The sequence below is a fragment of the Acinetobacter sp. AR2-3 genome, assembly GCF_001878775.1.
Lineage (GTDB): Bacteria > Pseudomonadota > Gammaproteobacteria > Pseudomonadales > Moraxellaceae > Acinetobacter > Acinetobacter lwoffii_D.
The window spans coordinates 113,962-140,047 of sequence record NZ_MJIQ01000060.1; the positions used below are offsets into that span (position 1 = coordinate 113,962).

20 protein-coding genes and 1 tRNA gene are annotated in these 26,086 nt (G+C 43.7%); 15 read left to right on the forward strand and 6 right to left on the reverse strand.

What is annotated here, in order from left to right; all coding sequences use genetic code 11:
* Positions 1-7 precede the first annotated feature (7 nt).
* Positions 8-838: a peptidoglycan DD-metalloendopeptidase family protein gene (locus tag BFN00_RS12200; protein ID WP_071851923.1), complete on the forward strand. Its 831-nt coding sequence runs from the start codon at positions 8-10 to the stop codon at positions 836-838.
* Between the two features lie 91 nt (positions 839-929).
* Positions 930-1,859 (forward strand): LysR family transcriptional regulator, encoded by a 930-nt coding sequence (locus BFN00_RS12205; protein WP_004279736.1) that lies wholly within the window; start codon positions 930-932, stop codon positions 1,857-1,859.
* A gap of 59 nt (positions 1,860-1,918) precedes the next feature.
* Here the strand turns inward: BFN00_RS12205 and BFN00_RS12210 are convergent, their stop codons facing one another.
* Entirely contained in the window at positions 1,919-3,130 is a 1,212-nt protein-coding gene (locus tag BFN00_RS12210; protein ID WP_005251319.1) for an aspartate aminotransferase family protein, read from the reverse strand.
* 160 nt (positions 3,131-3,290) lie between these two features.
* On the opposite strand from BFN00_RS12210, the gene grxD reads away from it, so the two are divergent.
* Positions 3,291-3,632, forward strand: coding sequence for a Grx4 family monothiol glutaredoxin (grxD, locus tag BFN00_RS12215; RefSeq protein ID WP_004279738.1), 342 nt, complete (start codon positions 3,291-3,293; stop codon positions 3,630-3,632).
* An 89-nt stretch (positions 3,633-3,721) separates the two neighbouring features.
* Here grxD and BFN00_RS12220 read toward each other — a convergent pair whose 3' ends face one another.
* Positions 3,722-6,349: a Lon protease family protein gene (locus BFN00_RS12220; protein WP_071851925.1), complete on the reverse strand. Its 2,628-nt coding sequence runs from the start codon at positions 6,347-6,349 to the stop codon at positions 3,722-3,724.
* 198 nt (positions 6,350-6,547) lie between these two features.
* Between BFN00_RS12220 and BFN00_RS12225 the strand changes: the two genes are divergently transcribed.
* The 4 genes from BFN00_RS12225 (at position 6,548) to rpmE (ending at position 10,664) form a co-directional block, all read left to right on the forward strand.
* Entirely contained in the window at positions 6,548-8,716 is a 2,169-nt protein-coding gene (locus BFN00_RS12225; protein ID WP_071851927.1) for an AmpG family muropeptide MFS transporter, read from the forward strand.
* 1 nt (position 8,717) lies between these two features.
* On the forward strand, positions 8,718-9,119 hold the full coding sequence (gloA, locus tag BFN00_RS12230; RefSeq protein ID WP_004279741.1) for a lactoylglutathione lyase: 402 nt from the start codon (positions 8,718-8,720) through the stop codon (positions 9,117-9,119).
* Positions 9,120-9,263: 144 nt separating this feature from the next.
* On the forward strand, positions 9,264-10,244 hold the full coding sequence (locus BFN00_RS12235) for a bile acid:sodium symporter family protein (protein ID WP_071851929.1): 981 nt from the start codon (positions 9,264-9,266) through the stop codon (positions 10,242-10,244).
* A gap of 195 nt (positions 10,245-10,439) precedes the next feature.
* Positions 10,440-10,664: a 50S ribosomal protein L31 gene (rpmE, locus tag BFN00_RS12240; RefSeq protein ID WP_004279743.1), complete on the forward strand. Its 225-nt coding sequence runs from the start codon at positions 10,440-10,442 to the stop codon at positions 10,662-10,664.
* A 101-nt stretch (positions 10,665-10,765) separates the two neighbouring features.
* Here the strand turns inward: rpmE and BFN00_RS12245 are convergent, their stop codons facing one another.
* Genes BFN00_RS12245 through epmB form a run of 3 tightly spaced genes read right to left on the reverse strand, consistent with a single transcriptional unit; the run spans position 10,766 to position 15,690 of the window.
* On the reverse strand, positions 10,766-12,931 hold the full coding sequence (locus BFN00_RS12245) for an EAL domain-containing protein (protein WP_071851931.1): 2,166 nt from the start codon (positions 12,929-12,931) through the stop codon (positions 10,766-10,768).
* Positions 12,913-14,658, reverse strand: a complete 1,746-nt coding sequence (locus tag BFN00_RS12250) for a cyclic-di-GMP receptor FimW-related protein (RefSeq protein WP_005251333.1) — start codon at positions 14,656-14,658, stop codon at positions 12,913-12,915. The genes BFN00_RS12245 and BFN00_RS12250 overlap by 19 nt, the downstream gene beginning before the upstream one ends.
* Before the next feature lie 9 nt (positions 14,659-14,667).
* Positions 14,668-15,690 (reverse strand): EF-P beta-lysylation protein EpmB, encoded by a 1,023-nt coding sequence (epmB, locus tag BFN00_RS12255; protein WP_005251335.1) that lies wholly within the window; start codon positions 15,688-15,690, stop codon positions 14,668-14,670.
* A 382-nt stretch (positions 15,691-16,072) separates the two neighbouring features.
* On the opposite strand from epmB, the gene efp reads away from it, so the two are divergent.
* The 8 genes from efp to BFN00_RS12295 all read left to right on the forward strand — a co-directional run bounded on the left by efp (position 16,073) and on the right by BFN00_RS12295 (position 24,171).
* On the forward strand, positions 16,073-16,642 hold the full coding sequence (gene efp, locus BFN00_RS12260; RefSeq protein WP_004279747.1) for an elongation factor P: 570 nt from the start codon (positions 16,073-16,075) through the stop codon (positions 16,640-16,642).
* Positions 16,643-16,813: 171 nt separating this feature from the next.
* The gene (locus tag BFN00_RS12265; RefSeq protein ID WP_004279748.1) at positions 16,814-18,913 is read left to right on the forward strand and encodes a carbon starvation CstA family protein; all 2,100 of its coding nucleotides are present in this window, start codon (positions 16,814-16,816) and stop codon (positions 18,911-18,913) included.
* Positions 18,914-18,920: 7 nt separating this feature from the next.
* Positions 18,921-19,226, forward strand: a complete 306-nt coding sequence (locus BFN00_RS12270; protein ID WP_171054308.1) for a YbdD/YjiX family protein — start codon at positions 18,921-18,923, stop codon at positions 19,224-19,226.
* Positions 19,227-19,665: 439 nt separating this feature from the next.
* Complete coding sequence (locus tag BFN00_RS12275) at positions 19,666-20,628, forward strand: AAA family ATPase (RefSeq protein ID WP_004646552.1); 963 nt, start codon at positions 19,666-19,668, stop codon at positions 20,626-20,628.
* Between the two features lie 12 nt (positions 20,629-20,640).
* Entirely contained in the window at positions 20,641-21,546 is a 906-nt protein-coding gene (locus BFN00_RS12280; RefSeq protein WP_004646553.1) for a DUF58 domain-containing protein, read from the forward strand.
* A 13-nt stretch (positions 21,547-21,559) separates the two neighbouring features.
* A complete protein-coding gene (locus tag BFN00_RS12285) occupies positions 21,560-23,554 on the forward strand; it encodes a transglutaminase TgpA family protein (protein WP_071851933.1) in 1,995 nt (664 codons plus the stop codon).
* A gap of 47 nt (positions 23,555-23,601) precedes the next feature.
* Positions 23,602-23,678 (forward strand) — tRNA-Val (locus BFN00_RS12290).
* A 76-nt stretch (positions 23,679-23,754) separates the two neighbouring features.
* Complete coding sequence (locus tag BFN00_RS12295) at positions 23,755-24,171, forward strand: hypothetical protein (protein WP_228127478.1); 417 nt, start codon at positions 23,755-23,757, stop codon at positions 24,169-24,171.
* Between the two features lie 630 nt (positions 24,172-24,801).
* Here the strand turns inward: BFN00_RS12295 and BFN00_RS12300 are convergent.
* The gene (locus tag BFN00_RS12300; protein ID WP_004646556.1) at positions 24,802-25,746 is read right to left on the reverse strand and encodes a sensor domain-containing diguanylate cyclase; all 945 of its coding nucleotides are present in this window, start codon (positions 25,744-25,746) and stop codon (positions 24,802-24,804) included.
* Between the last annotated feature and the right edge of the window lie 340 nt (positions 25,747-26,086).

Sequence of the window (26,086 nt, forward strand, 5' to 3'; positions counted from 1 at the left end):
GAAGATAATGTTCTTGGTGTTACCGAAATGTGTCGTAGCTTCGCCTGCAACCCTGATTAAAACCCTTGTTTTATCGACCGTTGTTATTTCTACAGGAGTAATTACCGGTTGTGCCACCAAACCCCAGGTGAATAATGCAACGCATTATGCAACAGCTCCTGATTTCTATACGGTGCGTTCAGGAGATACATTGAGCGGGATTGCAGCACGTTATGGGCTGAACTATATCAGTGTCGCGGAGATGAATGATATCAGTGCGCCTTACCGGATTTATGTCGGACAATCAATCCGCCTGAAAAGCAATACTGCGCGCCGTAGCACCAGTACTCAGGCTATGACTCAGGCAGCGCCAATCCAGCGTCAAACAATTGCAGTGCCTACACCGGCACCGGTGACACCAGCAACCACAGTACAAACCACACCACGCGTCAATACATCTGCACCGGTTACGCCAGTATCTACGGCTGCAGGTTTACGTTGGGTAAAACCATCGAATGGTGCGATTCTTCAGCAATACAATTTAGCTTCTAATATCAAGGGCACCCGCTATAGTGGCAATGTCGGCGATCCGGTATTTGCAGCAGCAGACGGGCAGGTGGTGTATGCCGCTGATGGCCTGAAAGAATATGGCAATCTGGTGTTGGTGAAGCATATCAATGGCTATATCACCGCTTATGCACATAACAGTAAATTGAATGTGAAAAGTGGCCAAAATGTAACGGCTGGTCAAAAAATTGCAGAAATGGGATCGACTGGTACAAACCGTACCATGCTTGAGTTTCAGGTGCGCTTAGACGGCAAACCTATTAATCCTACTGCAGTTTTACCAAACAATTAAATAAATAATGCAAAGTGTAAATTTCGCCGTATAATACAATAAGTTGCTTTTATCAAATGATGAAGCACCTCATAAGTTTAGAGGGAAATTTATGTTAGATCAACTTCGAGCAATGGGTGTCTTTGCTTGCGTTGTGGAGAAGAACTCGTTTAGCGGTGCTGCCCGTGAATTAGGGATTACGACCAGCGCCGTCAGTCAACAAATTCGCTCATTAGAACACGATATGGAAGTCGTACTTCTAAATCGTTCGACGAGAAAATTAAGTCTGACCGAAGCGGGACAAGCTTTTTTCCATAGCTGTCAAGAAATGTTATCTGCTGCTGAGCGCGGTAAAGTCCGGATCAATGAGTTACGTGATGATCTCGTGGGTGAGCTGCGTATCGTTTCTTTGCCAGAATTATGCGCGAATCATGTGATTCCTGCACTTTCTCATTGGATAGCTGCACATCGCGGCTTGGCAGTACATTTAGAAACAAACAATCATGAGGTTGATTTGTTGGATGGGCGAGTTGATATCGCCCTAAGATTTGAACAGAAAAATGATGAGCATAATCTTCAGGTTGTGCCATTGATGCAGATTGAGCAAATTCTGGTGGCGACACCGAGTTATATTAATCAAAGCACCATTATTTCGAAACCTGATGATCTTAAAAATCATGAGGTCTTGCCTTTAACGCATCTTAAAAACCATCAGTATTATCATTTCCAACATGTGAATACTGCAGAAAAAGCCGAGTTTGAACTGAAATCCCGTTTCAGTACCAATAACGGTTTGGTTGCAAAATCGATGTGCTTGCAGGGTAATGGGATTGCCAAGGTTTTATATCTTGATGCTAAAAAGGATTTGCTTAACGGTACTTTAGTTGAAGTTCTGCCTGAATGGAGACTGCCATCGATTACACTGTATGCGGTTATTCCGAAACGTGAACAACAACCGACAAAAATTCTTCGTTGTCTTGATACCCTGAAACAATATTTTAGCCAGATCTCTGGCGGACGTATGTTACAAAACGCATCATAGAGTGCAGAATAATAAAAAAGCCGCTTTAGAGCGGCTTTTTTAATTTTTAGGCTAGGGCTTTATGCCAAATAAGCTTTGATCATTTTTACCAGACGTTCGATCAACTGGTCTGCCTGCTCCTGGGTAATATTCAGGGTAGGCAACAGACGAACGACATTGCCTGCAGTGACATTGATAATCATCTTGTATTCATTGCGTGCAATCGCAACCAGATCACCACATTCTTTTGGTAATTCAATCCCGATCATCAGACCGAAACCACGTACGATGACATTTTGATCTGCCAGTTTGTTGAGTAGCTGGTCAACGATATAAGCACCTTTTTCAGCCGCATTCGCGACGATATTTTCTTTTCGCATAATATCGAGAATGGTATAGACCACACGCGAACCCAGTGCTGTACCGCTATAGGTAGAACCGTGATTTCCAGCAGTTAATACACCGACGCCACGACCTTGGGTCATGACTGCACCAATCGGGAAGCCATTTCCTAAGCCTTTGGCTGTGGTCAGTACATCCGGAATAATATTGGTGTGCTGATAAGCAAAGTATTTACCGGTACGGCCATTACCAGTTTGCACTTCGTCCAGCATCATCAGCCAGTTATGCTGGTTGCAGATTTGGCGAATTTCTTCTAAATAGCTGAAACCTTGAGGTGCGGTATTCACACCGCCTTCACCCTGAATAGGCTCAATCAAAATCGCTACGATATCCGGATGATTGATTGCAGCTTCTTCAATTGCTTCGATATCACCAAAAGGTACACGAATAAAACCTTCAACCAGCGGGCCAAAACCTTCTTGCACTTTTTTATTGCCTGTAGCAGACAGGGTGGCCATGGTACGACCATGGAAAGACTGGTCAGCAACAATAATTTTTGGTGAAGCAATGCCTTGCATATGACCGAATTTACGTGCAATCTTGATTGCACCTTCATTTGATTCTGCGCCACTGTTGGAGAAAAATACTTCTTCCATACCTGCAACTTCAGCCAGTTTCTGTGCGGCAGCGGTTTGCCAAGGCACTTCAAACAGGTTGCTGGTATGAATCAGGGTCGCTGCCTGTTCAGCAATCGCTTCGGCAATGACTGGATGCGCATGGCCCAAACCGCATACCGCAATTCCGGTTAATGCATCTAAATACTCTGTACCATCTTCGGTATAAAGATATGCACCTCGTCCTCGGACAAAGCTGATCGGTTGACGGCCAAAAACAGGCATCAAATGAGACGGTTGATCAGTTTGTACCGGTGCGAGGGTAATATTATTCATGACTAACTCTTAACTGTTAGGTGGAAAGAAAAACTTATATAAGCAAAAACCCACTCAGATTTAAAGGGTAATTGTAAATAAAATTGGAATTATTGCTTTAGACATACTGTTTTGCCTGGATTTGGGTATAATGCGAGACAGATGAGTTGAGGATTTATCAATGACTGAACAAGCACGCGATACCGAAGCGTTAATTCGTGACCAAATTGCAAAACACGCAGTACTTCTTTACATGAAAGGCACACCGCAATTTCCACAATGTGGTTTTTCTGCACGTGCAGTAGAAGCACTCAGTCAAATTGGTCGTCCGTTTGCTTATGTAAACATTCTGGAAAACCAGGACATTCGCGCGATGTTACCACAAATCGCCAACTGGCCGACATTTCCACAGCTTTGGATCAATGGTGAGTTGATCGGTGGTAGTGATATCATGCTCGACATGTTCCAAAAAGGTGAATTAAAGCCTTTAGTTGAACAGTATAGCCCGGCAGCTGATGCTTAATTTTGTATTAAATTAAGTTCAGATGTGAAAAAGCGCTTCATTGAGAAGCGCTTTTTTTGGCTCTATTTTTGCTTAGGTCAAGGTCAGAGTTAATCCTCTGTCGCTGCATCCGGCTGTTCAACTGTCGAAGCATCAGCTTCAACTTCAGTTTGTGGCTCGACGATTTGCTTCTTGTCTTTTTTCTTCTTCTTTTTTTTCTTTTTCTTCGGCACTTCGACCAGTTCGGCACCATCTTCAATCGCTTGCCAATAATCCAGCTGTGCCATTACTGCGGCATAGATTGAATTTTTGCTATAGCGACCTTTTTTATCCAAGGTACCGACAGGACGCGCCATCAGGATTTCCAGCGCCTGATCAATGGTATCAATCGCGTGAATATGGAACTGACCTTCTTCCACAGCAATGGTGACATCTTTACGCAGCATCAGATGCTGCATATTTTGACGCGGGATAATCACACCTTGTTTTCCGGTCAGACCTTGTAACTTGCAAGCATCAAAGAAACCTTCAATTTTGGCATTCACACCACCTACCGGTTGTACTTGTCCCAGCTGGTTCATGGAACCGGTAATGGCCCAGGACTGATCAATCGGTAACTGGCTGATGGCCGACAGTAAGGCAGAAAGTTCCGCTACCGTGGCACTGTCACCATCGACTTGACCATAACTTTGTTCAAAGGCCAGCGCAGCAGAGAAGTGCAGGGTCTGTTCACGACCAAAATGCGCTTTCAGGAAGGATGACATCAGTAACACACCTTTGGCATGCAAAGAGCCACCAAGTTCTACACTGCGTTCGATATCCAGAATATCACCGCCACCTTGATACACCGAAGCAGTCAGTCGTGAAGGCAGACCAAACTCAACATCAGCATAATGAATCACCGACAGGGCATTGATTTGGCCCAGACGATGACCACGGGTTTCGATCAATTGGGTACCACGAGTCAGATCTTGCCAATACAGTTCACGTAAATAGCCGAGACGATATTTGCGATGATCCAGTGCGGTATTGATATGTTTTTCTGACACCATCTTGTCACCGGCCTGGAAGGCATGATGATGTGCTTCACGGATCAGATCACCCAGCGTCAGGGCATGTAATGACAATGAACTTTGATCTTCGGCCTGACGGCTGGAATCTGTGAGCAATGCCGCCAAAGCAGAACGGTCAAAAGGTAATAATTTATCCGATTGCACATAGTCGGCAATCAGCTGCATATAGGCCTGCTCGTTGTCGTCATTACGTTGTAATGTATCGGTAAAATCAGCACGGATTTTAAAGATGCTGCCCAGCTCTGGTTCAAGCTCTAAAATTTCATAATAAATTTCAGGCTCAGCCAGCAAGATGACCTTGATATTCAATGGAATCGAAGCAGGTTCAATCGAAATGCTGCCGGTTAACGTGATCATATGCTCAAGCGAGGACAATTTTAAATGCCCCGATTTAAGCGCGCGCTTCAAGCCTTGCCATGCATAGGGCTGTTCCAGCAATTGTTCCGCTTCCAGCATCAGGAAGCCACCGTTAGCCTTGTGCAAGGTACCTGAACGAATCAGGGTGAAGTCGGTGGTAATCGTGCCATTTTGGGTCCGTTGTTCCACATGACCCAAAAGGTTGTAATGCGTTGGAAAATCTTCAAAGATCACCGGTGCACCACTGTTCGGCTTATGGGTAATAATTACATTTGCCTGATAACGTGCCGGAACGCGGCTGAATAGTGCCGGAGTGAAGTCATCTTCTTCCTGTTCCAGCACGATTTCGACATTATTGATAATGTCTTCGGCATAATATTTCAGATAATGTTCCAGACCTTCCACATGTTTGAATTTCGCTAGAATCTGTTCGACTCGCGGCAAGACGACCTGCTTGGCGATATCGCGGTTCAGGATCTGTACGCGATCGCGTGCATCATCTTCCAGATCACCTAGGTGTAAACCCAAACGTTCCAGTTTCTTGTCCATATAGCGCATGTTAGAGGCTAGTTCGGCACGATCTTTGTTGCTTAATGCATTCAGATCTTCCTGAGACATTTCCTGCAATTTGTCATCAATCAGATGCACAGGGACAAAACAGTGCTCATCATGTCGCGAGATCAGCTTCAGATCCAGTTCTGCGCCTTCTTTGGTCAGTTCGATCAGTGCCTGCTGCTGTTCATCACCCGTTTCCTGGCGAATCATTTCAATGCGGTTATGATAGGTCTCTGCAGTAAAACGGCGCTCAAGCTGCTTGAGGATCGTTTGCCAGCTTTGATTCAACATGGCCTGGAATTTCGGCCCTTGACCTGAGGGCAGTTCTAGCGCAATCGGCTGACGCTGGTTCTGAAAGTTATTGACGAACACCCAGTCATTCGGGGTTTCCATAGTTTTGGCGTGCTGTTGCAGCAAACGCTTCACCATGGTGCGTTTTCCGAGTCCTGCGGTACCCACAGCAAAAATGTTATAGCCGGAATAAGGCAGGGCAATCCCGGCCTCAACTGAGGCGCGTGCGCGATCTTGGCCCAAAAAGTTATTCAGGGGCTTGATCCGTTTGGTTGACGCAGGAATTTTTTCTAGGTTTGGAATATGCGTCAGCTGGGTGGATGTTAACCGGGTATGGTCCAGAGTATTTTTAATTTCGCTTTGTTCAAATGCAGAGATAAGTAAATCTGAGCGGATTTTTTGTGGAGTTGTGCTGGTGTTGCTGGCAATAGAAGAATTAATTTGATCGAGTCTCTGGGTCACTGTTGAAAATCCAAAACGAAATATTACGTTGATGAGAGTTAAGGTATACAGATTTACTTGAAAAATTCAAGCCAACATGTCGCTTTTGCCAGAAAATAAAAAACCGGAAATGTGATAAATATATAAATCTTGTTGAAAGATACGCTATTACAGGATTGAATAGCAGCAATTGGTTTTTCTGCGGAAAATAATAAAGCAATGACAACACAAACGACGGGTTGGAAATCCGCATTTACAGCATTTTTAGATCGACGTGCATTGATCATGCTGTTCTTGGGATTTTCGGCTGGTGTGCCGATTCTTCTGATTTTTTCCAGTCTGTCTTTATGGTTAGGTGAGGCCGGAATCAGCAAAAGTGCAGTAACTTTCTTTAGCTGGGCCGCATTGGGCTATTCGTTTAAATTCGTCTGGGCACCGCTCATTGATGAACTTCCTGTCCCTTTTCTGACCAAGGCTCTGGGACGTCGTCGTGCCTGGTTGCTGATTGCGCAGATTCTGATTGTCTGTGCCATTTCCATTATGGCCTTTTCTGATCCGGCTTTGGGTGCAACACATTTACAGCAAATGGCGCTCGGTGCAGTCCTGCTTGGTTTCTCCGCAGCAACGCAGGATATTGTGATTGATGCCTACCGGATTGAGCTGGCGGAAACCCAGATGCAGACCGTATTGGCTTCCACCTATAATGCAGGTTACCGGATCGGGATGATTGTGGCCGGTGCTGGTGCCTTGTTTCTGGCGGCCTATTTGGGAACTGCGAAAGGCAACTATATCTATGATGCCTGGAAATGGACCTATCTGGCGATGGCTGCTGTCATGCTGGTCGGTATTATCACCACACTGTCCATTCGGGAGCCGCAGGTTGACCGTGTGCGAAAACACTATGTGCGCAGTGATTATTTCCGTTTAGTCGCCGTATTTTTTGTGGCGGTGATCAGTTTTGTCCTGAGCTATATCTATTCGGGCAATCTGGTGGCCAGCATCACCGAACAATTCGCCATTCAAGATACCTTTGCCTTGTTCTGTTTTGAAGCTTTGCGCTTTGTTGGCTCGGGTGCAGTGGCCTTTGCGATTGGTGCAAGCTTGGTAAAAATGGGTGCGGTTAACAAGCAAATGGCCTATGAAACCTGGGTCAATCCGGTTGCAGATTTCTTTAAACGTTATGGCTTGAAACTGGCATTGGTGTTGTTATTGCTGATCGGTTTTTATCGGGTTTCCGATATTATTGCCGGCGTCATTTCCAATGTGTTCTATCAGGACCTGAATTTCAGTAAAGAACAGATTGCCGAGGCCGTTAAAGTCTATGGGGTGATTTTCTCTTTAGTCGGTGGTTTCCTTGGCGGGCTCTTGGCCCAGAAGATGAACATCATGAAACTGATGTTTGTCGGTGCCGTACTGGCCTGTTCTACCAACCTGATTTTTATCGGCCTGGTCAAGTCTGGTGAAAAACTGGCAGCTGTGGAAGTTAAAGCCGGTAATCAGGTTTATCAGGCAGAGACCGATGAAGTTGGTTACTGGAAGCTGGATATACCGAGTGCTGTGCTGGCGCAGAGCAAACAGCTACAAGTATCGGCTGCTTATCTGGATGGAGATGTTACTGATCAGGCCTCGGTACAGGTCAATATGCCGTATTTGACCACAGAACAGGGCAGCACCCAGTTACAGATCTTGCCGATCACCAGTGACAATAGCCTCACTGTAGCTGAACAGGACAAGACCATTGTAGTGCGCGGCCAGTATGTCGGTGAAGCACTGCAAGAAAATCAAAAGATTGTTTTGCAAATCAATGATCAGAATATTGAGGCAAAACTGGAAAGTGAAGGCGTATTTACTGCCGCGATTCCTGCACAGCAACTGATTCAGTCACCTGCACATATTATCAGTGCAGTCTTGATGCAAGATGATCAGGCACTTCAGCAAACCACGCATGTTTATCAGGTCAATGATCAGTTGGCTAGTACCCAGAATCTGGATGTCGATATTCAGCCCTTGGCAGTGGTGGATGGCAACAGTTCAGATACAGTCGAAGTCAGTGGTAAGGTAATTAAACCTTATAGCGACAAGTGGCTTTATTTTGCTATTATTGTCGACAATCTGGCTGCTGGGCTGGCTGGTGCTGCGTTTATTGCATTCTTGTCGAGCTTGACCAGTGTGTCTTTTACCGCTGTTCAATATGCGATTTTTAGCTCACTCATGACTTTGACCCCTAAGATTTTAGGCGGATATTCGGGTACTATAGTCACCAATATCGGTTATCCGAATTTCTTCCTGATGACTACTCTAATCGGGATTCCGATCCTGATTCTGGTGGTTTGGGTCGCAAAACTGCTCGGTGAACACCAACAACAATCTGTACAGAAGGATGATTAATATGCGCATGCTGCATACCATGTTACGTGTAGGCAATTTAGAACAATCTCTCAAGTTCTATACTGAAGTACTTGGCATGACTTTGCTTCGTAAGCGTGATTACGAAGAGGGCCGTTTTACCTTGGCTTTTGTCGGTTATGGCGATGAAGAAAATCACACCGTACTGGAATTGACGCATAACTGGGATACAGACAGCTATGAACTGGGCAATGCTTATGGTCATATCGCGATTGCAGTTGATGATGCTTACAAGGCTTGCGAAGAGATTAAAGCGCGTGGCGGTAATGTGGTGCGTGAAGCCGGTCCGATGAAAGGTGGCGTGACTGTAATTGCATTTGTAGAAGATCCAGATGGCTACAAGATCGAGCTGATCCAGCAAGACAACAATGCACGTAATAACTAAGTGTGATGTAGCGAGATATATGAAATGCATTCATGTATAGATGAAAATATTACATCAATCTGAGTGCATAGCATGGGCCCGGCATCTGTTAAGATAGCCGGGCATTTTTATATCAAACAATAAAATCTGAGGGATTATAGGGATATGCTTAAGTTCTTGGCATTGGATCGGTTTACGATACTGTTGTTTGTGATGGTTTTGCTGGCCAGTGTGCTGCCAGTTTCGGGGCAAGCGGCTGAAATCTTTGGCTGGGTGACGACAGGAGCGATTGCCATCCTGTTTTTCCTGCACGGTGCCAAACTGTCTCGTGAAGCCGTGTTGCAGGGCATTATGCACTGGAAATTGCATACTTTAGTTTTTGCGCTAACTTTTGCCCTGTTTCCAATTCTTGGACTTTTGGCCAAGCCGATTTTATTACCGATGCTCGGACAGGAACTGTATTGGGGCTTCCTGTTTATGTGTTTCTTGCCATCCACCGTGCAGTCCTCGATCGCATTTACTTCGGTGGCTCATGGCAATGTCGCCGGGGCGGTATGTAGCGCCTCTTTTTCCAATTTGATCGGTATGTTTATTACCCCATTATTGGTGGCATTTTTTATTCTCGGTCAATCTGATCATGGTTTTGATCCGACTTCATCGATTATCCAGATTACACTGCTGCTCTTGGTGCCGTTTATTTTAGGACAGATTCTGCGTCCATGGATCTATCCCCAAATGATGAAAATGCCAAAAATCGTCAAGGTTTTCGATCAAGGCTCGATTTTACTGGTGGTGTATGGCGCTTTTAGTAGCGCCGTAGTGGCTGGTCTGTGGAATGAAGTGAGCCTGAGTACCTTGTTGCTGCTATTGCTGGCTTGCTCGGTGTTACTCACCATTGTGATGTTATTATCACTTTATATTCCACGCTGGCTGGGCTTCAGCCGCGCTGACCAGAAAACGGCATTCTTTTGTGGTTCTAAAAAAACCCTGGCCAGTGGAGTACCGATGGCGCAAATTTTATTTATTGGCCAGCCGCTGGGCATGATTGTCCTGCCGATCATGATTTTCCATCAGATTCAGTTGATGGTCTGCGGGATTATTGCCAATCTGTGGGCCAAAGAGGCTGGATCAGAAGCTGAAGAATAATTCGCATATTGAATTCGTTTCACGTATAATGACGCCCACTTGTTGTGCTTAGCTCTGACGGTATCCGTCTCGGTGGGCCAAAAGAATGGTCTGTTGTGGTGTTGATCTGCATGAACGATGTTCCTGCTTCCTCATTTGAGAGTGATCAATAGCGATGACAGCTAAACCTTCTTGAATCTAATGGAGTAATCGACGATGCGCGCCGATATTCACCCAAAATATGAAACTTTAGTTGCTACTTGTTCATGTGGTAACGTAATCGAAACTCGTTCAGCTCTTGGTAAAGAAACTCTTTATCTAGACGTATGTTCAGCTTGCCACCCATTCTACACTGGTAAGCAAAAGAACGTTGACACTGGCGGTCGTATCGACAAGTTCAAACAACGTTTTGCTGGTATGTCACGTTCTGTTAAACGTTAATACCCAAAATGAAAAAACGGGCTTTAAGCCCGTTTTTTTTTGTGCCTGCAATTTAAAAAATTATCATTCGATTTCCTAAATGCGCAGGCTTGTACAAGATCTTAGTGATCTTGTACATCAATCAAATGATCGAGTTTTTTCTGGAAATAATTCCCCTGAATAAAGCGGGCATCCACGTTCCAGGCATTCGCGAAAAGTGTCATATCATTTAATTCACGAATCAGGATATTGAGTGGCTTAATTTCGTTGTAACTGGTGATTTTTTCCTGTAACTGCTCAATCTCGGTGTCTTTATTAAGCATATTGGTTAAGCTCGAATGTAAGCTAACACCATCCAGTTCAAGTTCGCGCAGTAAATTTTGACTGTACATGGATTGACCAAAATCACGAAGTGCAATCAGCGCACCATGTTCATACAGCACTCGTAGATATTTTTGTGCATCTTGCTGATTCAGTAAAATATCTTCTTCTGAGAATTGCAAGATTAGCGGGTGCTTCACTTTGCTGCGAATAATCGTAATCAGCTTGGAAATAAATTCCGGGAAGGTGCGGTCTTTAAATAGCACGGCACGGTTCAAATTGACAATTAAGCTTGCATCAGGATACTGGGTAATAAAGTTGTGTAGCTGTTTACTGGCCTCAACCAGAATCCAGCGATCCAGTTTAATGGACAGTTCATCATCTTCATGAAGTTCTAAAAGGCTAGAAATATCCTGCCATTTATTCTCAAAAATAAAGCCACTGGTCACTTCATAGGTATATAACCGAGTATCTTCTTTATCATAGAGTTGCTGATACTTTAAATGAATCTCGCCACGTTCCAGACATTCACTTAAGGCTTTCAAAATAGAAGGTGTGGTGCTAGGAATAGACGTGACTGCTGGACTGACGGCTGCAACTGTTGAGCTGGCAACTGGTGTTTCAGCAACACTGAAATCTATACTTGGCATTTCTACAGAGGCTTGACTGCTTAGTGATACAGGAATATCGAGTTTAAACTCAGATGCTACTTCTGCTTTAGGTAATGGGTTGGAGAATGCTTGTGCAATCAGCTTATTGCAGTGCATTTCATCCTGCAAACCCTGTTCAAGCATGACATAGCCCAAGCGCAAATTTAGAGGGAATGACTTTTGTCCCACTGTAATGAGTTGCGGTTTGCTTAAGGCATTTAAACTGATCAGTTTGGATTCAAGAATTGCTTTAGAGTCTGCCTGGAACAGACCGACAACAACATCATATTCCAGTTTAAACAGGGGAATATGGGTCTGTTCCTTGAGGAATTCTTTGACTGCATCAAAGTACCCATTAAAAGTGGCCCAGTCAGACTGTAGAACTTCCGGGTCATATGCGCTAAAAGAGAAAGTGACCAAGGCATTCACCGGTGCAGACTGCTTGCTGAGTTCACGTTTAAGTGACTGAAAAACGCTTGGCTTTCCAGGAGTCTTCTCGGAAGAAACCGTTTGAGATTGGGTATCAATGCTAATTTGTACTGCATCTTCTTCAGCAGTTGAAGGCAAGAATTCCAGTTTTAATGGGTTAGATGCGGACACATGCGGATTCAAAGACTGGATCTCGACCCGACCTAAATCAAACTGACCCTGAGAAATCTTTTTGAAACGCGTTTTAAAATCATTCAAATCTGAAGGCTGGAGCAGATCTAGCAAAGGTAGACCAATAATCTCATCTTCATTTTGTAAGCCAAACAGTTTCAGGTAGTCCGCATTGGCCTGAATATGAATCCCTTCCTGAATGGTGGCGACAGCACGGTTGCTGTCATCTACCAAAGATTGTGCCTGAATTTGAGCTGTTTCCAGCTCAGTCATTAAATGTTGCTGAGATTGTGACAAACGGCTAAATGACAATGCTCGGACCAGTCCCACATAAAAGCGTTCCAAGTAGTCGAAGTTGAGAATGTCATATACCCCTTTACGGATATATTGCGCATACTGTTCAGCCTGATAATCATCCGGTTTAAGCAAAATCATCGGAAGGTCAGGTTGCTGCGAAAGGCGCACCAAACTTAAGGCCTGTTCATATTTCAGGTCGTAGGCACGTCCAAAAATAATCAGATCCCAGTTGAAATTTAATTGTTTTTCAAAAGATTGCAGATCATCCAGCAGGACAGCATCCACCTGATAATCATGACTGGTCAGAAGATCACGGATTTGGTTATATCTAATTTGATTATCATCAATAATCAGTAAACGTGTTTCAGTACGTTTTAACTTTTTAGACAATAATGGATTTCTCACTTCAATGCTTCCCATAAATCATGATTTCTGCTTTCATTCATGTGCTGATCGATAAAGTTTTCGATCATCTCTTCTTCCTGATCATTGAGTAATTCATAATCAAAACGGATGAAACTCTGCGTAATCAGTTGTGCTTTGGTCAGATAGATTTTGATTTCTTCCTGACCAAGACGTAAATGAATGGTTTGTTTTTCCCTAAACATCTGTGAACCAGAGACAATCAGGCTGGTCGAGACCTGATCCAGTTGCGTCATTTTCACCAACAGGGCAGGCTGATAGTTGACATGATGACGTTCGGTACGGGTATAAGCTGCACAAGGAAAGAGCTCTTGTGCCAAAATTTCCAGCCCGATTTCTAGGCTCTTATCCGTTGACTGCTTGATCCAGCGAATCACACCGCCACGCCACTGACTCTGGGTTTTTTCCTGAACCAGAATGAATTCACCGGTTTTCAGGTTAGCCGGGGTAATACCAGTCCATTTAATCCGGTAACCATTGACACTGATATCCAGAACTTCAGCGCTATGGATCTGTTTGGTTTCTCGATCGAGCGCCTTGATGCTGCTAAAACTACTTGGAATGGCGTTTTCCATCGAGCTGACAAAACTGCTTTCGCTCTGGAAATTATAATTGGCATCGAGTTCCAGGGTTTCATTGAAGTTTTTACCTTTAGACAGGTAAAAATGCGCCACGCTCAAGCCAAAGCAGATATTGATCTGTGCTGAATATTCATAACGTTCATGACGACGCTCGACATTGTTCGAGAGCAGATTGTAGATATGAAAATGCAGTGCAGGGGTCAGGAACAGTTTTTCATTCCGCGACAGATACTGGGCATTTTTGCTTTGAGTACCTGTTAAATGATCCATCAGGTTCTGAGTGGAAATATAGAAGCTCGGCTGAAACTGTGGCTCTTGATGGGAATTAAAGATTGGCGGATGATCTTTGCTGGCATCGACCACATAACGGGACAGCGTGGTTTCCTTCGGCAGGATCTGTACCAGTTTGGCCCAGTCAAAACTGCATAGATACAGGCCCTGAATTTCTGCAGGCCGGATCTGATGAGTATTGAAGATATCCAGTAAAATCAGCTGTGCATAGGCATGTGCAATGTTCTGGATATCATGCTGGGTGCCTAATACCTGATTGATATTGCTTTGATAGAAATTGTTGTCTATTGCACATTCAAGCAGTTGATGGGCAGCCAGCCATTGTCCCAGACCCGGCGTGCTATACAGCATATGTTGTTGATATAACAGAAGTGTGAGTTGTTGCAGGGCATAATAAATCGATACCATCCGGGCAGTTTGAATGCTCTTCTTTTTGCCTAGAGAAAATAGCGAAAACTTCTGATGCGTCAGCTGATGATTACAGCGTTTGACGATATCGATATAAATTTTGGCAAAATGACTGCGCAGCAGCATGGCCAGTTCAATGATCTGGTCATTCCGGTCGGAAGTGATCAGGCCCTGATTGACGAAATGCTTTTCCAGACTGGTCAGGACATTTTCAAGGGTGGGATGCAAGACTTGAATCAGGTCAAAGCGCAGGGTTTCTGGACATTTCAGCTCGGAAACTTCCAATAAGGCATTAAACAGGGATTTGGAGGAATTCCCCAGCTGTAGAATCGAAATCCCCGCAACCCATTCCTGCAAAGCCTTGGCAGTGGTTGGACAAAAGCTCAACTGCTCTCGTTTAAGTTCCGTCGGTGTCTGAAAAATGTCTGAAGTATGCGTGCTCATCTTTATTATTTAACTCAAAAATGTTGAAACCCCAAAAAGCGGTGTCTTATTCTTCTCGCCCGCTATTTCTCGAACCAGTTTAGGAACCAAATACCCCGGAAGGTTCGCTAAAACTTCTGTATAAATCTCATTAATATGGTCAGGCGCTAAATCAAAATGATGCGCACCTTTTACTTTATCAAGTACATGTAAATAATAAGGCATGACCCCGGCATCAAACAAGCGATAGCTTAAATCCACTAAAACCTGAGCAGAATCATTTACCCCGTTTAATAAAACCGCCTGATTCAGAACAGTGATCTGCTGTTGAACCAGTTGGTTTAAACGCTTGCAAGTGAAGTCATCCAGCTCCGATGCATGGTTTGAGTGTACCACCAGAATAATACGTAGCCTACTGTTTTTTAACATGCTAAGTAGCTCTTCGTCGACTCGGTTGGGGATCACAATAGGAACTCGTGAATGTATTCTTAAGAATTTGAGATGTGGTACTGATTCTAGTCGTTCAATCCAGGTTTTTAATTTCCGGTTCGATAAGGTCAGTGGATCACCGCCGCTCAGAATCACTTCATTAATATCGGGTTGGCTTTCCAGATATTGCTTGATATTTATCCAGTCTTCATTTTTAGGCAGATTTTCCTGATAGGGGAAATGCCGGCGGAAACAATAACGGCAATGTACAGCACAGGCACCAGTCAGTGTCAGCAAGAAACGGGATTTATATTTGTGCAGTACGCCGGGTTGCTGATTGGCCTGTTCTTCGCCCAAGGGGTCGGTAACAAATCCTGGATGTTCTTCCAGTTCCAGATGATGGGGCAGCACTTGTAAAAGCAATGGGTCTAAAGGGTTTCCGGTCTGCATTTTGCCCACAAAAGCACGTGGTACCCGCAGTTTAAACTGTTCAGAAGCTAAAATGGCGCCTGAGAGAAGCTGTTCAGGTGCGAGTTGCAGCACTTCAAGCAGTTCGCGTGGATCAGTGATCAGGTCGCTGAGCTGTGATTGCCAGTTTTGTTCTTGATATAAATAGTTCGTCATGCCGGAAGATTAACAATAATAAGTGAGAGGACAAAGCCTGATGGGCACAGTTTAACAGTTTGTGCGGAAGCGCAATAATCCACTGCGCTATAAAATAAAGAGTGATTAAGCTATGCTGATCTTCGTGCTCGCCTGATGGTATTTTAACGTTGAGCAAGACATGAATAAACAAAGGATTTTCATGTCTGATTGTAACTTAAACAGCCTGAGTGGGTGAAAGCGGATTTTTTCATTGCGGCAAAGTGTATTGCTCATTTAGAATACGCAACATCAAATGAATGTGCATGTGGCAACTCAATGTTCGTGTCAGACTTGCTAAATGACATCGCAACAGCCCATAGCATCAATAGATTAAAGTTAGTAAGTTTGGAGTGCGCCAGTCATGGCCTATTATTCTACGAATGATTTCAAGTCAGGCCTTAAGGTTATGCTTGATGGCAACCCATGTTCAATCATGGAAAACGAATACGTAAAACCAGGTAAAGGCCAAGCTTTTAACCGCGTAAAATTACGTAACCTTAAATCAGGTAAAGTTCTGGAAAAAACTTTCAAATCAGGCGAGAACCTAGAAGCGGCTGATATCGTTGAAGTAGAAATGGAATACTTGTACAACGATGGCGAAATGTGGAACTTCATGGATCCTGTTACCTTTGAACAGATCGCAGCTGATAAAACAGCAATGAGCGATGCTGCAAAATGGTTAAAAGACGATTCAAATGAAAAATGTACCATCATGTTGTTCAATGGCGTGCCTTTAAACGTGACTCCACCGAACTTCGTCGTACTTAAAATCGTTGAAACTGATCCAGGTGTTCGTGGTGATACTTCTGGCGGTGGCGGTAAGCCAGCGAAACTTGAAACAGGTGCTGTGGTACGTGTTCCATTATTCGTACAGCAAGAAGAAAGCGTTCGTGTAGATACCCGTACTGGTGACTATTTAGAACGTGCATAATGGTTTGAAAATAGACTATTATCGAGAGGGATGATTTAAATCATCCCTTTTTTTATGCCAAAGTCTTAGAGGAAAAGCAAAAGAACAGGCGTAAAGTCGCAAGGGAAAACAGCAGTACCTCGAACAACAACAATCACGCTGATTTGTATGCATCACAATATGAGGGATTGAATGGAAACTTTACAAAAGAAGTCGACGCTGACTTCGAAAATGATTTGGCTTCTGGTAGCCATTGTGGGTGCAGTCTCTTTTGGAGTTCTAGCACTGAGTCGGGGTGAGCATGTCAATGCAGTCTGGCTGGTACTTGCCGCCGCCTGTGTTTATAGCATTGCTTACCGTTTCTACAGTTTGTTTATCGCCACCAAAGTATTTGAGCTGAATGAACGCCGTTTAACGCCTGCGCATCGTCTGGCCGATGGTCTGGACTATGTGCCGACCAACAAAAGCGTTCTGTTTGGCCATCACTTTGCAGCGATTGCCGGTGCAGGTCCTTTAGTCGGTCCGATCTTGGCAGCACAAATGGGCTATTTACCCGGTACGATCTGGCTGTTAGTCGGTGTGGTGCTTGCCGGTGCAGTCCAGGATTTTCTGGTACTGTTTATTTCCACCCGTCGTGACGGTCGATCACTCGGTGAGATGGCCAAGCAGGAACTCGGAACCTTTGCCGGTATTATCGTGATGCTCGGTGCCTTGGGCGTGATGATCATCATTCTGGCAGTATTGGCGCTAGTCGTTGTTAAAGCACTGACTAACAGTCCATGGGGTGTATTCAGTATTGCAGCCACCATTCCGATTGCGATCTTTATGGGCATCTACATGCGTTTTATCCGCCCGGGTAAAATTGCTGAAGTCTCGATTATTGGTTTTGTCTTGATGATGCTGGGCATTATCTACGGTGAAAACATCGCACAACATCCATATTGGGGTCCGTTCTTTACGCTTTCTGGCACTGAACTCACTTGGGCACTGATCATTTATGGTTTCATTGCATCGGTACTGCCAGTCTGGCTATTGCTTGCTCCACGTGATTATCTGTCGACCTTCCTGAAAATTGGCGTGATTGCAGGTTTGGCCGTGGGTATCCTGTTTGCCATGCCTGAAATGAAACTGCCAGCGATTACCAAATTCATTGATGGGACTGGTCCTGTATTCGCAGGTTCTATGTTCCCATTCCTGTTCATTACTATTGCGTGTGGTGCGATTTCCGGTTTCCATGCCTTGGTTTCTTCAGGGACGACACCGAAACTGGTCAACAACGAACGCGATATCCGTATGATCGGTTATGGCGGTATGTTGATGGAATCTTTTGTAGCGATCATGGCTTTGATCTGTGCTGCAATTCTGGATCCAGGAATTTATTTTGCGATTAACTCACCAGCAGCCTTGCTCGGTACTACCGCAGAAAGCGCAGCAGAAGCAGTGCGAACCCTTGGTTTTGTGGTAACCCCTGAAGCCTTGAATTTACTGGCACAGGAAGTGGGTGAGAACTCGATTCTGTCGCGTACTGGTGGTGCGCCAACTTTTGCAATTGGTATGGCGCATATCATCACCGAAATTTTCAACAGTCGTGAAATGATGGCGTTCTGGTATCACTTTGCGATTTTGTTTGAAGCACTATTCATCCTGACTGCTGTAGATGCGGGTACGCGTGCCTGTCGTTTCATGGTGCAGGATACTGTCGGTATTGTGATTCCAGCAGTAAAACAATCACATAATTTCTTCGGAAACCTGTTGGGTACTGCGGTTGCAGTGGCAGGCTGGGGCTTCTTCGTCTATCAGGGCGTAGTCGATCCACTCGGCGGGATTAACAGTTTATGGCCGCTGTTTGGTATTGGTAACCAGATTTTGGCTGCGATGGCGCTCATTCTTGGTACTGTCATTCTGTTCAAGATGAAAAAACAGAAATATGTGTGGGTGACAATTATCCCGACAGTGTTCCTGTTCATCACTTCCATGACAGCAGGCTGGCAAAAGATTTTCCACGAAAATCCAAAGATTGGTTTCTTGGCGCAGGCAGATCGTTTCAACACGGCGATTGCCAATAATGAAATCCTAGCGCCAGCGAAAACTGTGGCAGAAATGCAGACGGTAGCGATGTCGAACCAGATTAATGCTGCACTCTGTGCTTTTTTTATGATTGTAGCCTTTGTCATGTTGTTTGCTGCAATTCGCGTTATCCGTCGTGCATTGGCAAATCCTGAGCCATCTGTACATGAAGCAGAAGCGATTTATCGCGATCCTGAAGAGATTCAGCCAGCGAAAGGTCATTAAGGGGAATATTATGAATCTGAAGTTTGCCAAAAGCGGGAAAACGATGATTTATAAAATCATCAAGATGACCGTAATGTCACAAAAGGATTTAATACTGAATCCGAAAAACTGGTCGCGGATTGCGACCTTGTGGCAACGTTTGCAGCAAAGTTTCCGTCTGATGGTCGGTGTACCTGATTACCAGACCTATGTGGAGCATATGCGCAAGCATCATCCCGATCTGGAAGCCATGGACCCGAAAACATTTTATCGTCACTGTGTGGATTCCCGTTATCCATCTGCGGGCGGTGATATGAAGAAGTGTCCGTGTTAATCATTAATTCATAGCAAGCGCCTTTCGGGGCGCTTTTTTTTATCGTTAAAAATTAATATGAGGAATAGACGATCGCGTTAAATCTGAGGTCATTGATTGAGCTAGCGTAGAAAAGTTTTATTATAAAAATCCATGAAATCGCTTAAGTCTCTATACCTTTTAAGTATGATTCTTTTCAAATAGATGGATGAGCTCAGATTGGTATTTTGAGATTTGAGCGAAAAGAAAAATGATCTCTATTTGTGTCGATCATTTTATTTGTTTTCTGCGCTTCTTACTTCTTTTCAACCTGATCATTTTGACTCTTCTATTATTTAAATCCTCGCCATTTTCTAATCAGTATTTTTATTCAGTTACACAGACAGATGATTGATCTTTTGGGAAAATTTAAATTTCAGTGTATGTTAATCTTAGGCCATGTTTTATTAAGGAAATTATTGTGATCTGGGGCATGAAACAAAAGGAAAATAACGACATTGCACACATCAATACTGTGCTTGAACAAAAAATTGCAAGTTATGCACCCAAGATCCAGCGTTTTTTTGAAGAAGTTAATGCCATTGTGTTGGATAAGCAGGCCCAGACCACACTGGCACTCTGTTGTTTGATTGCAGGCGGACATGTCTTATTTGAAGATTTACCCGGATTGGGTAAAACTACATTAGCCAGCAGTCTGGCACATCTGGCTGGGTTAAAGTTCCAGCGGATCCAATTTACCAATGACATGCTGGCCAGTGATGTCATCGGTATTAACATGTTTAACCAGAAAGAACATCAGTTCGAGTTTAAACAAGGCCCGATTTTTACTCAGATTTTACTGGCAGATGAAATCAACCGTTGTAGTCCCAAAACCCAAAGTGCCTTACTCGAAGCCATGGAAGAAGGCTATGCCACCATTGATGGCGTACGCTATGCCTTACCGAAACCTTTCTGGGTGATTGCGACACAAAACCCGCTATTCCAAAGTGGTACTTACGCTTTGCCGGAATCCCAGCTAGACCGTTTCCTGATGCGTTTATCTTTGGGGTATCCATCACGCCATGCAGAAAAACTGTTATTACAGCAGGAATCCCGTTTTGCCCTGATTGCAAGTCTGGCGCATATTTTTACCGAAGATGAAATTCTGGATCTGCAAAGTCTGACGCATCAGATATTTATCAGTGAAGCGATTCAGGAATATTTGCTTGATCTAGCAGAAGAAACCCGTAAAAGCCGTCATGGACTTTCTACGCGTGGCCTTCTGGCCTTGAAGCGCGCAGCACAAGCGTATGCTTTGATTCAGCAACGTGCTTTTGTCACACCAGATGATGTGCAGGCTGTATTTGTCGCGGTGACTTCGCATCGTCTGGGTTTAAGTGAAGCTGAAACGTTTAATGTGATGCAACAGGTTGCGGTCAGCTAAAGGAGTCCTCTCTTGGATAAAACCTGGCAAAAATGGCTGGCCAAGCGCTTTCAATTCTCACAGCAGAAACAGCTCTCGCAGAAAGATGTCTTGGTATTTATTTATCAGCAGGGCTATCTGTATCTGGTGTTGATCTTCATCACCTTTGTGGCCGGGGTGAACTATGCCAATAACCTGATTTTAGGTTTCTGCTTTTTAATCAGTGCGGTGCTGTGTATCAGTTTTTATCTGACTTTTAAGCAATTGCATGACCTGAAAATTGAATTGATCGCAGATGATGTGGGGCAGGTCGGTCATAGCGTGAATCTGCATCTTTATTTTCAACAGCAGCAGCTTCGCCCCCGCTATTTGTATATCAAAGCAGGGAATCAGCTAGCGAAAGTTTATCTGAATGCACAAAAACAGCAATTTATTCTGCCATTTTATGCAGAGCAACGTGGCAAGTTTGATTATCCGGTGATTCAGATTTATTCGGTTTATCCCTTTGGGTTAGTTCGAGCCTGGACCTATCTTTATCATCAGCATTCGGCCTGGGTCGCGCCTAAAGCTGAAGTTTTTAGCACAGAAAATAAATATCACTTTAACCGTTTTGAACCGGATATGGATGAGTTTCGTGAATTGCGCAATTACCAGTCAGGCGATTCCTTGCAGGCGGTGTCCTGGAAGCAGTTTGCGCGTGGACAAGGCTTGTATGTCAAAGTCTTTGAGCAATATCAGGATGAACACAGTATCGAGATTCATTATGCACATATGCCGAGTCAGTCACATGAAGAAAAACTTGAATTTGTGATGGGTCTGGTCGAGCAATGCGAGCAGCAGCAATGTGCGTATAGTCTGCATTTGCCACAGGCCGAATTGCCTCAGGGTGCAGGTGAAGAACAACTGCGGAAAGCCAAACAATTGTTGGCGCAGGCCTAAGGCGGGTAAATTCATGATCAATGCAAAAATCCGTACCTCGATTGTGTTGACTTTGGGCCTGATTCTCATCGCCCAGATGGCATTTATTCCGGTTCTACTCAGTATTATTTTTGTGATTAGTATTGTATGTATCTGGATTTTCCTGAAACGTCAGCAGCCATTTCCCAAAACGGGCACTTTTCTACTGACGGCTTTGGCACTCGGCAGTATTTATTTGAGCCATCATAGTTTTATTGGTGTTGAGGCTGGGGTAGCAGTTTTATCTACTTTTTTATTTGCTAAATCACTGGAAAGTAAAAATAAACGTGACCTGATTATTCTGTTTAATTTTGCCCTGTTTGTTGCTGCCAGCTCATTCCTATATAGCCAATCTTTTGGGATGGCGATTGTGATCGTGCTGTGTTTAATCAGCTGTCTGATTGGTTTGTACCGGATTCAGACTAGCGATTTTGAGCAGGAGCAGATCACTCAGCGCGCAGCATTGCAACAGGATGCCAAACATGTGGGCAAGTTTATCTTGTACGCTGTTCCATTTTTTATCTTGCTGTTTATTTTCTTTCCGCGCTTGCCACCACTTTGGCATATTCCCATTCCTGAAAATAAGGGTGTGACCGGCATTGGCGATAGTATGTCACCTGGGGATATTGCTGAATTATCCCAATCCAGTGCCCTTGCTTTCCGGATTATTGGTGATATCAGCAAGCTTCCGCCACGCTCAGAACTCTATTGGCGAGCGTTGGTGCTAGATGAATATGATGGGCAACGCTGGACCAGCAGTTTCGTCAATCAGCAGCCTTTAATGCGACAACCGATGGATACTTCACCCGTACCTACAGGCTGGAACTACCAATATCTGGCTGCGGATCCTTCGGTGTTCTGGATCATGGGGTTGGAAAAATCGATACCTGTGGAACGCCGTTATTATAACCGTCAGGATTGGAGCATTGTGCCGAGACGGCTCACGCAACGTGTTGAACCGATTTCGTTACAGTGGGTCGGGACAGCATATGATCCTCAGGCTTTGCCAACGCAATATATCGAAAGAACGAATACTCAGGTGCAGCGCCGACTTGACCCGAGAGCGCAACAATTAGCACAACGTCTATATGCGCAAAGTGCGGAAGATCCTCGGCGTTATGTGCAGCAAGTCTTGAATTGGTATCAGCAGAATAACTTTATTTATACCCTGAAGCCGGGCCAACTGGGGCAAAACCGGATTGATGAATTCCTGTTTAATTCCCGGCAAGGTTTTTGTGAACACTATGCCTCGAGTTTCGTGATGTTGATGCGTTATGTCGGGATTCCTGCACGGGTCGTCACCGGCTATCAGGGTGGGGAGTTGGCACCAGATCGCATGAGCTGGGAAGTCCGACAAATGGATGCTCATGCCTGGACAGAAGTCTGGATTGACCAGAGATGGCAACGCTTTGATCCAACCGCGATGATCGCTCCACAGCGTATAGATGATGGCATGCAAAATCTGCTTTCTCAGGATGCATGGGTATCGGCAAATCAGTCGACCTGGAACTCGCAGCATAATCTATGGGTCACCAAACTACGCGTTTGGAGCGATTATGCCAGCTACCAATGGCAAAGTAAGGTGGTGGGTTATAATGCAGAATCACAACAGAGCTGGTTATCAAAATTAGGACTCGGTTCAGTTTATTCGAGTGTCATAATTTTGCTGGGCAATATTGTGCTACTGATTTTGGCCTATGTCTTCAGAATTTATCTGAAAGCCCGACAGGCTCAATCTCCATTAGATCGCGCTATTCAGCAGCTGAATCAATCTTTAGCTGACGATCTCAAAAAACAGTCTGCTGAAACTTTTCATCACTGGATGCAGCGTTTATCTCAACAGGTTCAGATTGAAAACCAGACTGCCTTTATTCAAGCTATACAGGTTTTTGAAAAAAATCTTTATTCGGGAACCCCAATAACTGAACAAGAATTGAAAAAATTCAAGGATTTGCTTAAAACTTGCGCGGACGTTTTAAAAACTAAATGAAAAGGCTTGTTTTCGGTCGGAAAAATTTATAATATGCCAAGCATTCTAGGTGTATAGCTCAGTTGGTTAGAGCGCTACGTTGACATCGTAGAGGTCAGCAGTTCGAGTCTGCTTATACCTACCAAGATTCTAAACGTTATGTTATAAGGGTTTTAAGCGAAAACAGTAGCTTAAAGCCTTTTTTTAATGCCTTGAGTAAAGTGAGCCGTTATCCGCACTATCTGCAAAACCCGTATTTTATGCAGTTATTGCCGTTAAATTTACGTCAAGTTTACGTCAAGAATTTTGGAAATTACGTCATGAAATTACCCAAGCCCAGAAAGCGCGGTTCGGCCTACTACATTGAACTAATGATCAATGGAAAACGTTCTTCAGCAACTCGTGATACCGCAAAAGAATGTGAGCAAGGGGTAGCTCAAAAGATGCTTGAAGCGAAGGTCAATCAGATGGCGGAAGACTTGAGCATAAAACAGTACTATCCCTTCAAAACACTTTTTCATAAATACTATGATAAGCATGGCCGTAAACTTCGCGGATCCAAATACGTCAAAGAACAATTAGCGCCGTTTGATGAAAAGTTTGGTGCACTGGCAGATATGTCTATTCATGACATTTAGCTTAAATATTTCAGCTCAAAGTTCCGCAAATTAATAAATTGATTGAAGTGCTGCACTTGCGTTGTACTCGGCTGGAATAGGCTGATCAGCTACAGGCAGATTCGCAGTGTAGGTTCAGTCAATTTTTTATCACGCACAGCGCTTGCTTCATGCTAGATGACATCTTCTAGGGTTTGCGCATCGTAAGATGTTGCTGATGCTGATATGCCTTAAAGAAGAAGGGTAAGAGCAGATAGATCTGTATAAATGTTTGGGCCTGCAGCATTTCGGCTTGTATGACTTTTTTACGTTGGTCACTACGGCGCTCGCTGGCGAACTTAAGGTTTTTTGGCATGGACTTTTATTATTTTTATAATCAGTCTTCATGATAAAAGTAAATTGTTGATCCTAACCGTTTGATCAAAAACCTGGGAATAAACTGCAGGATTTTTGTTGGAAAAGTCGCAATTTTGATAGGGCTAAGTGCAGAATTAAAACGGATTAAAGCTCTTAATGATATGAAAAATAATAGTTTTTATTTCAAAAAAATCTCTAGGGTTTTCGGTTATATTGAATTATTTCAATAGTACATCTTCAGATTGTAGATAAGGCCTTACCAGATACAAAGACTGCATCGGGTAAGTAGTTTAATTAATGGCTACTCGATTTGACCATAACTTTATTCTGATACATCTTTGCATCTGCTTCTTTGATAGCTTCAGCTAACCCAAAGGTTGGATTACGCATTGCAAAGCCAATTGCAGCACTAATTCCAACTTTTGTAAAAGTATTTTGAATTCTTGATGCAAGCTTCTTCGCATGCTCTAAGTTAGTTTCAATGGTCATCACAGCAAACTCATCACCTCCTAAGCGAGCGATAATATCATTACTACGTACCGTGTTTTTGAGAGCTAAAGCCATTCTTTGAATGAGCTCATCACCTGCAGCATGACCCAGAGTATCATTTGTGATCTTAAGATCATTAAGGTCTATCATAAGAATAGCAGTAGGGTGACCATAACGCTTACAGCGCTCTTCCTCTTTGATAATAAGCTCATCCCAAGCACGACGGTTGAAAAGTCCAGTCATTGGGTCGGACATTGCTTCTATTTCAAAACGCTCAGCTTTACGTATGTACTCAGCAGCTTTCATATCAGCTTGAATCGTATAACTGAGTACCTTTGCTATCAACTCGAATAATGGAGCATCTTCAACAAGAATTTTAGGTTGAGGTTCGGGATCAATTGCACATAGAGTGCCAAAAAGAGAGCCATCTTCTTTATACAGAGGTTGGCCGATATAGGCTTTAATTGAGACTAGGTGATTTATAGGTGCATCTGCGTAAACTTGAATATCAGGTGAATAGGGAGCAATACGAGGCATATTACTTTGTACCATGTGTGAGCAGAATGAGTCTGCCCAATGAAATACTTGTCCGGGCTTAACGTTATAGCCATTATCTTCACTCAATAATACAATCCAGTCGTCACCCTCAGTACGAGTAATCATCCACAATTTGAAGCCAAAGCGTTGAGATAAGAATTTTAAAATGGCTTGGCCAGCTTCTTCAAAGTTATTAAAGTTAATATTATTCATGAAGTGAACCTACTGCAACAGTAAGAATATATATGCGAAATACCCAATATATGAGTAATTCTTATAAACGGGAGCCTAAAATAGGTATTATATAGAAATGTGTGAAATTTATACTAAAAATAATACTTAAAGAAATTTATTTTTATAATGAAATTTAAAATTAGCCTGCGGTTAGAAATACCAAGATGTAATTTTCTTATTACTTATGAAAAAATGCAATCACTGCCATTATAGCTGCGATATTCATACTGTCTCTTATACACATCTGACGCTGCCGACGATCTTACGCGTGTAGATCTCGGTGGGTGTCGCGTCTTGTAAACAAAAACGTACGCAAATG

Excerpts from the sequence above, each read along its gene's own strand:
- BFN00_RS12200 (WP_071851923.1), top strand. The coding sequence starts at position 8 with ATGTTCTTGGTGTTACCGAAATGTGTCGTAGCTTCGCCTGCAACCCTG.
- BFN00_RS12205 (WP_004279736.1), top strand. The coding sequence starts at position 930 with ATGTTAGATCAACTTCGAGCAATGGGTGTCTTTGCTTGCGTTGTGGAG.
- BFN00_RS12210 (WP_005251319.1), bottom strand. The coding sequence starts at position 3,130 with ATGAATAATATTACCCTCGCACCGGTACAAACTGATCAACCGTCTCAT.
- grxD (WP_004279738.1), top strand. The coding sequence starts at position 3,291 with ATGACTGAACAAGCACGCGATACCGAAGCGTTAATTCGTGACCAAATT.
- BFN00_RS12225 (WP_071851927.1), top strand. The coding sequence starts at position 6,548 with ATGACAACACAAACGACGGGTTGGAAATCCGCATTTACAGCATTTTTA.
- gloA (WP_004279741.1), top strand. The coding sequence starts at position 8,718 with ATGCGCATGCTGCATACCATGTTACGTGTAGGCAATTTAGAACAATCT.
- BFN00_RS12235 (WP_071851929.1), top strand. The coding sequence starts at position 9,264 with ATGCTTAAGTTCTTGGCATTGGATCGGTTTACGATACTGTTGTTTGTG.
- rpmE (WP_004279743.1), top strand. The coding sequence starts at position 10,440 with ATGCGCGCCGATATTCACCCAAAATATGAAACTTTAGTTGCTACTTGT.
- BFN00_RS12245 (WP_071851931.1), bottom strand. The coding sequence starts at position 12,931 with ATGGGAAGCATTGAAGTGAGAAATCCATTATTGTCTAAAAAGTTAAAA.
- BFN00_RS12250 (WP_005251333.1), bottom strand. The coding sequence starts at position 14,658 with ATGAGCACGCATACTTCAGACATTTTTCAGACACCGACGGAACTTAAA.
- epmB (WP_005251335.1), bottom strand. The coding sequence starts at position 15,690 with ATGACGAACTATTTATATCAAGAACAAAACTGGCAATCACAGCTCAGC.
- efp (WP_004279747.1), top strand. The coding sequence starts at position 16,073 with ATGGCCTATTATTCTACGAATGATTTCAAGTCAGGCCTTAAGGTTATG.
- BFN00_RS12265 (WP_004279748.1), top strand. The coding sequence starts at position 16,814 with ATGGAAACTTTACAAAAGAAGTCGACGCTGACTTCGAAAATGATTTGG.
- BFN00_RS12285 (WP_071851933.1), top strand. The coding sequence starts at position 21,560 with ATGATCAATGCAAAAATCCGTACCTCGATTGTGTTGACTTTGGGCCTG.
- BFN00_RS12300 (WP_004646556.1), bottom strand. The coding sequence starts at position 25,746 with ATGAATAATATTAACTTTAATAACTTTGAAGAAGCTGGCCAAGCCATT.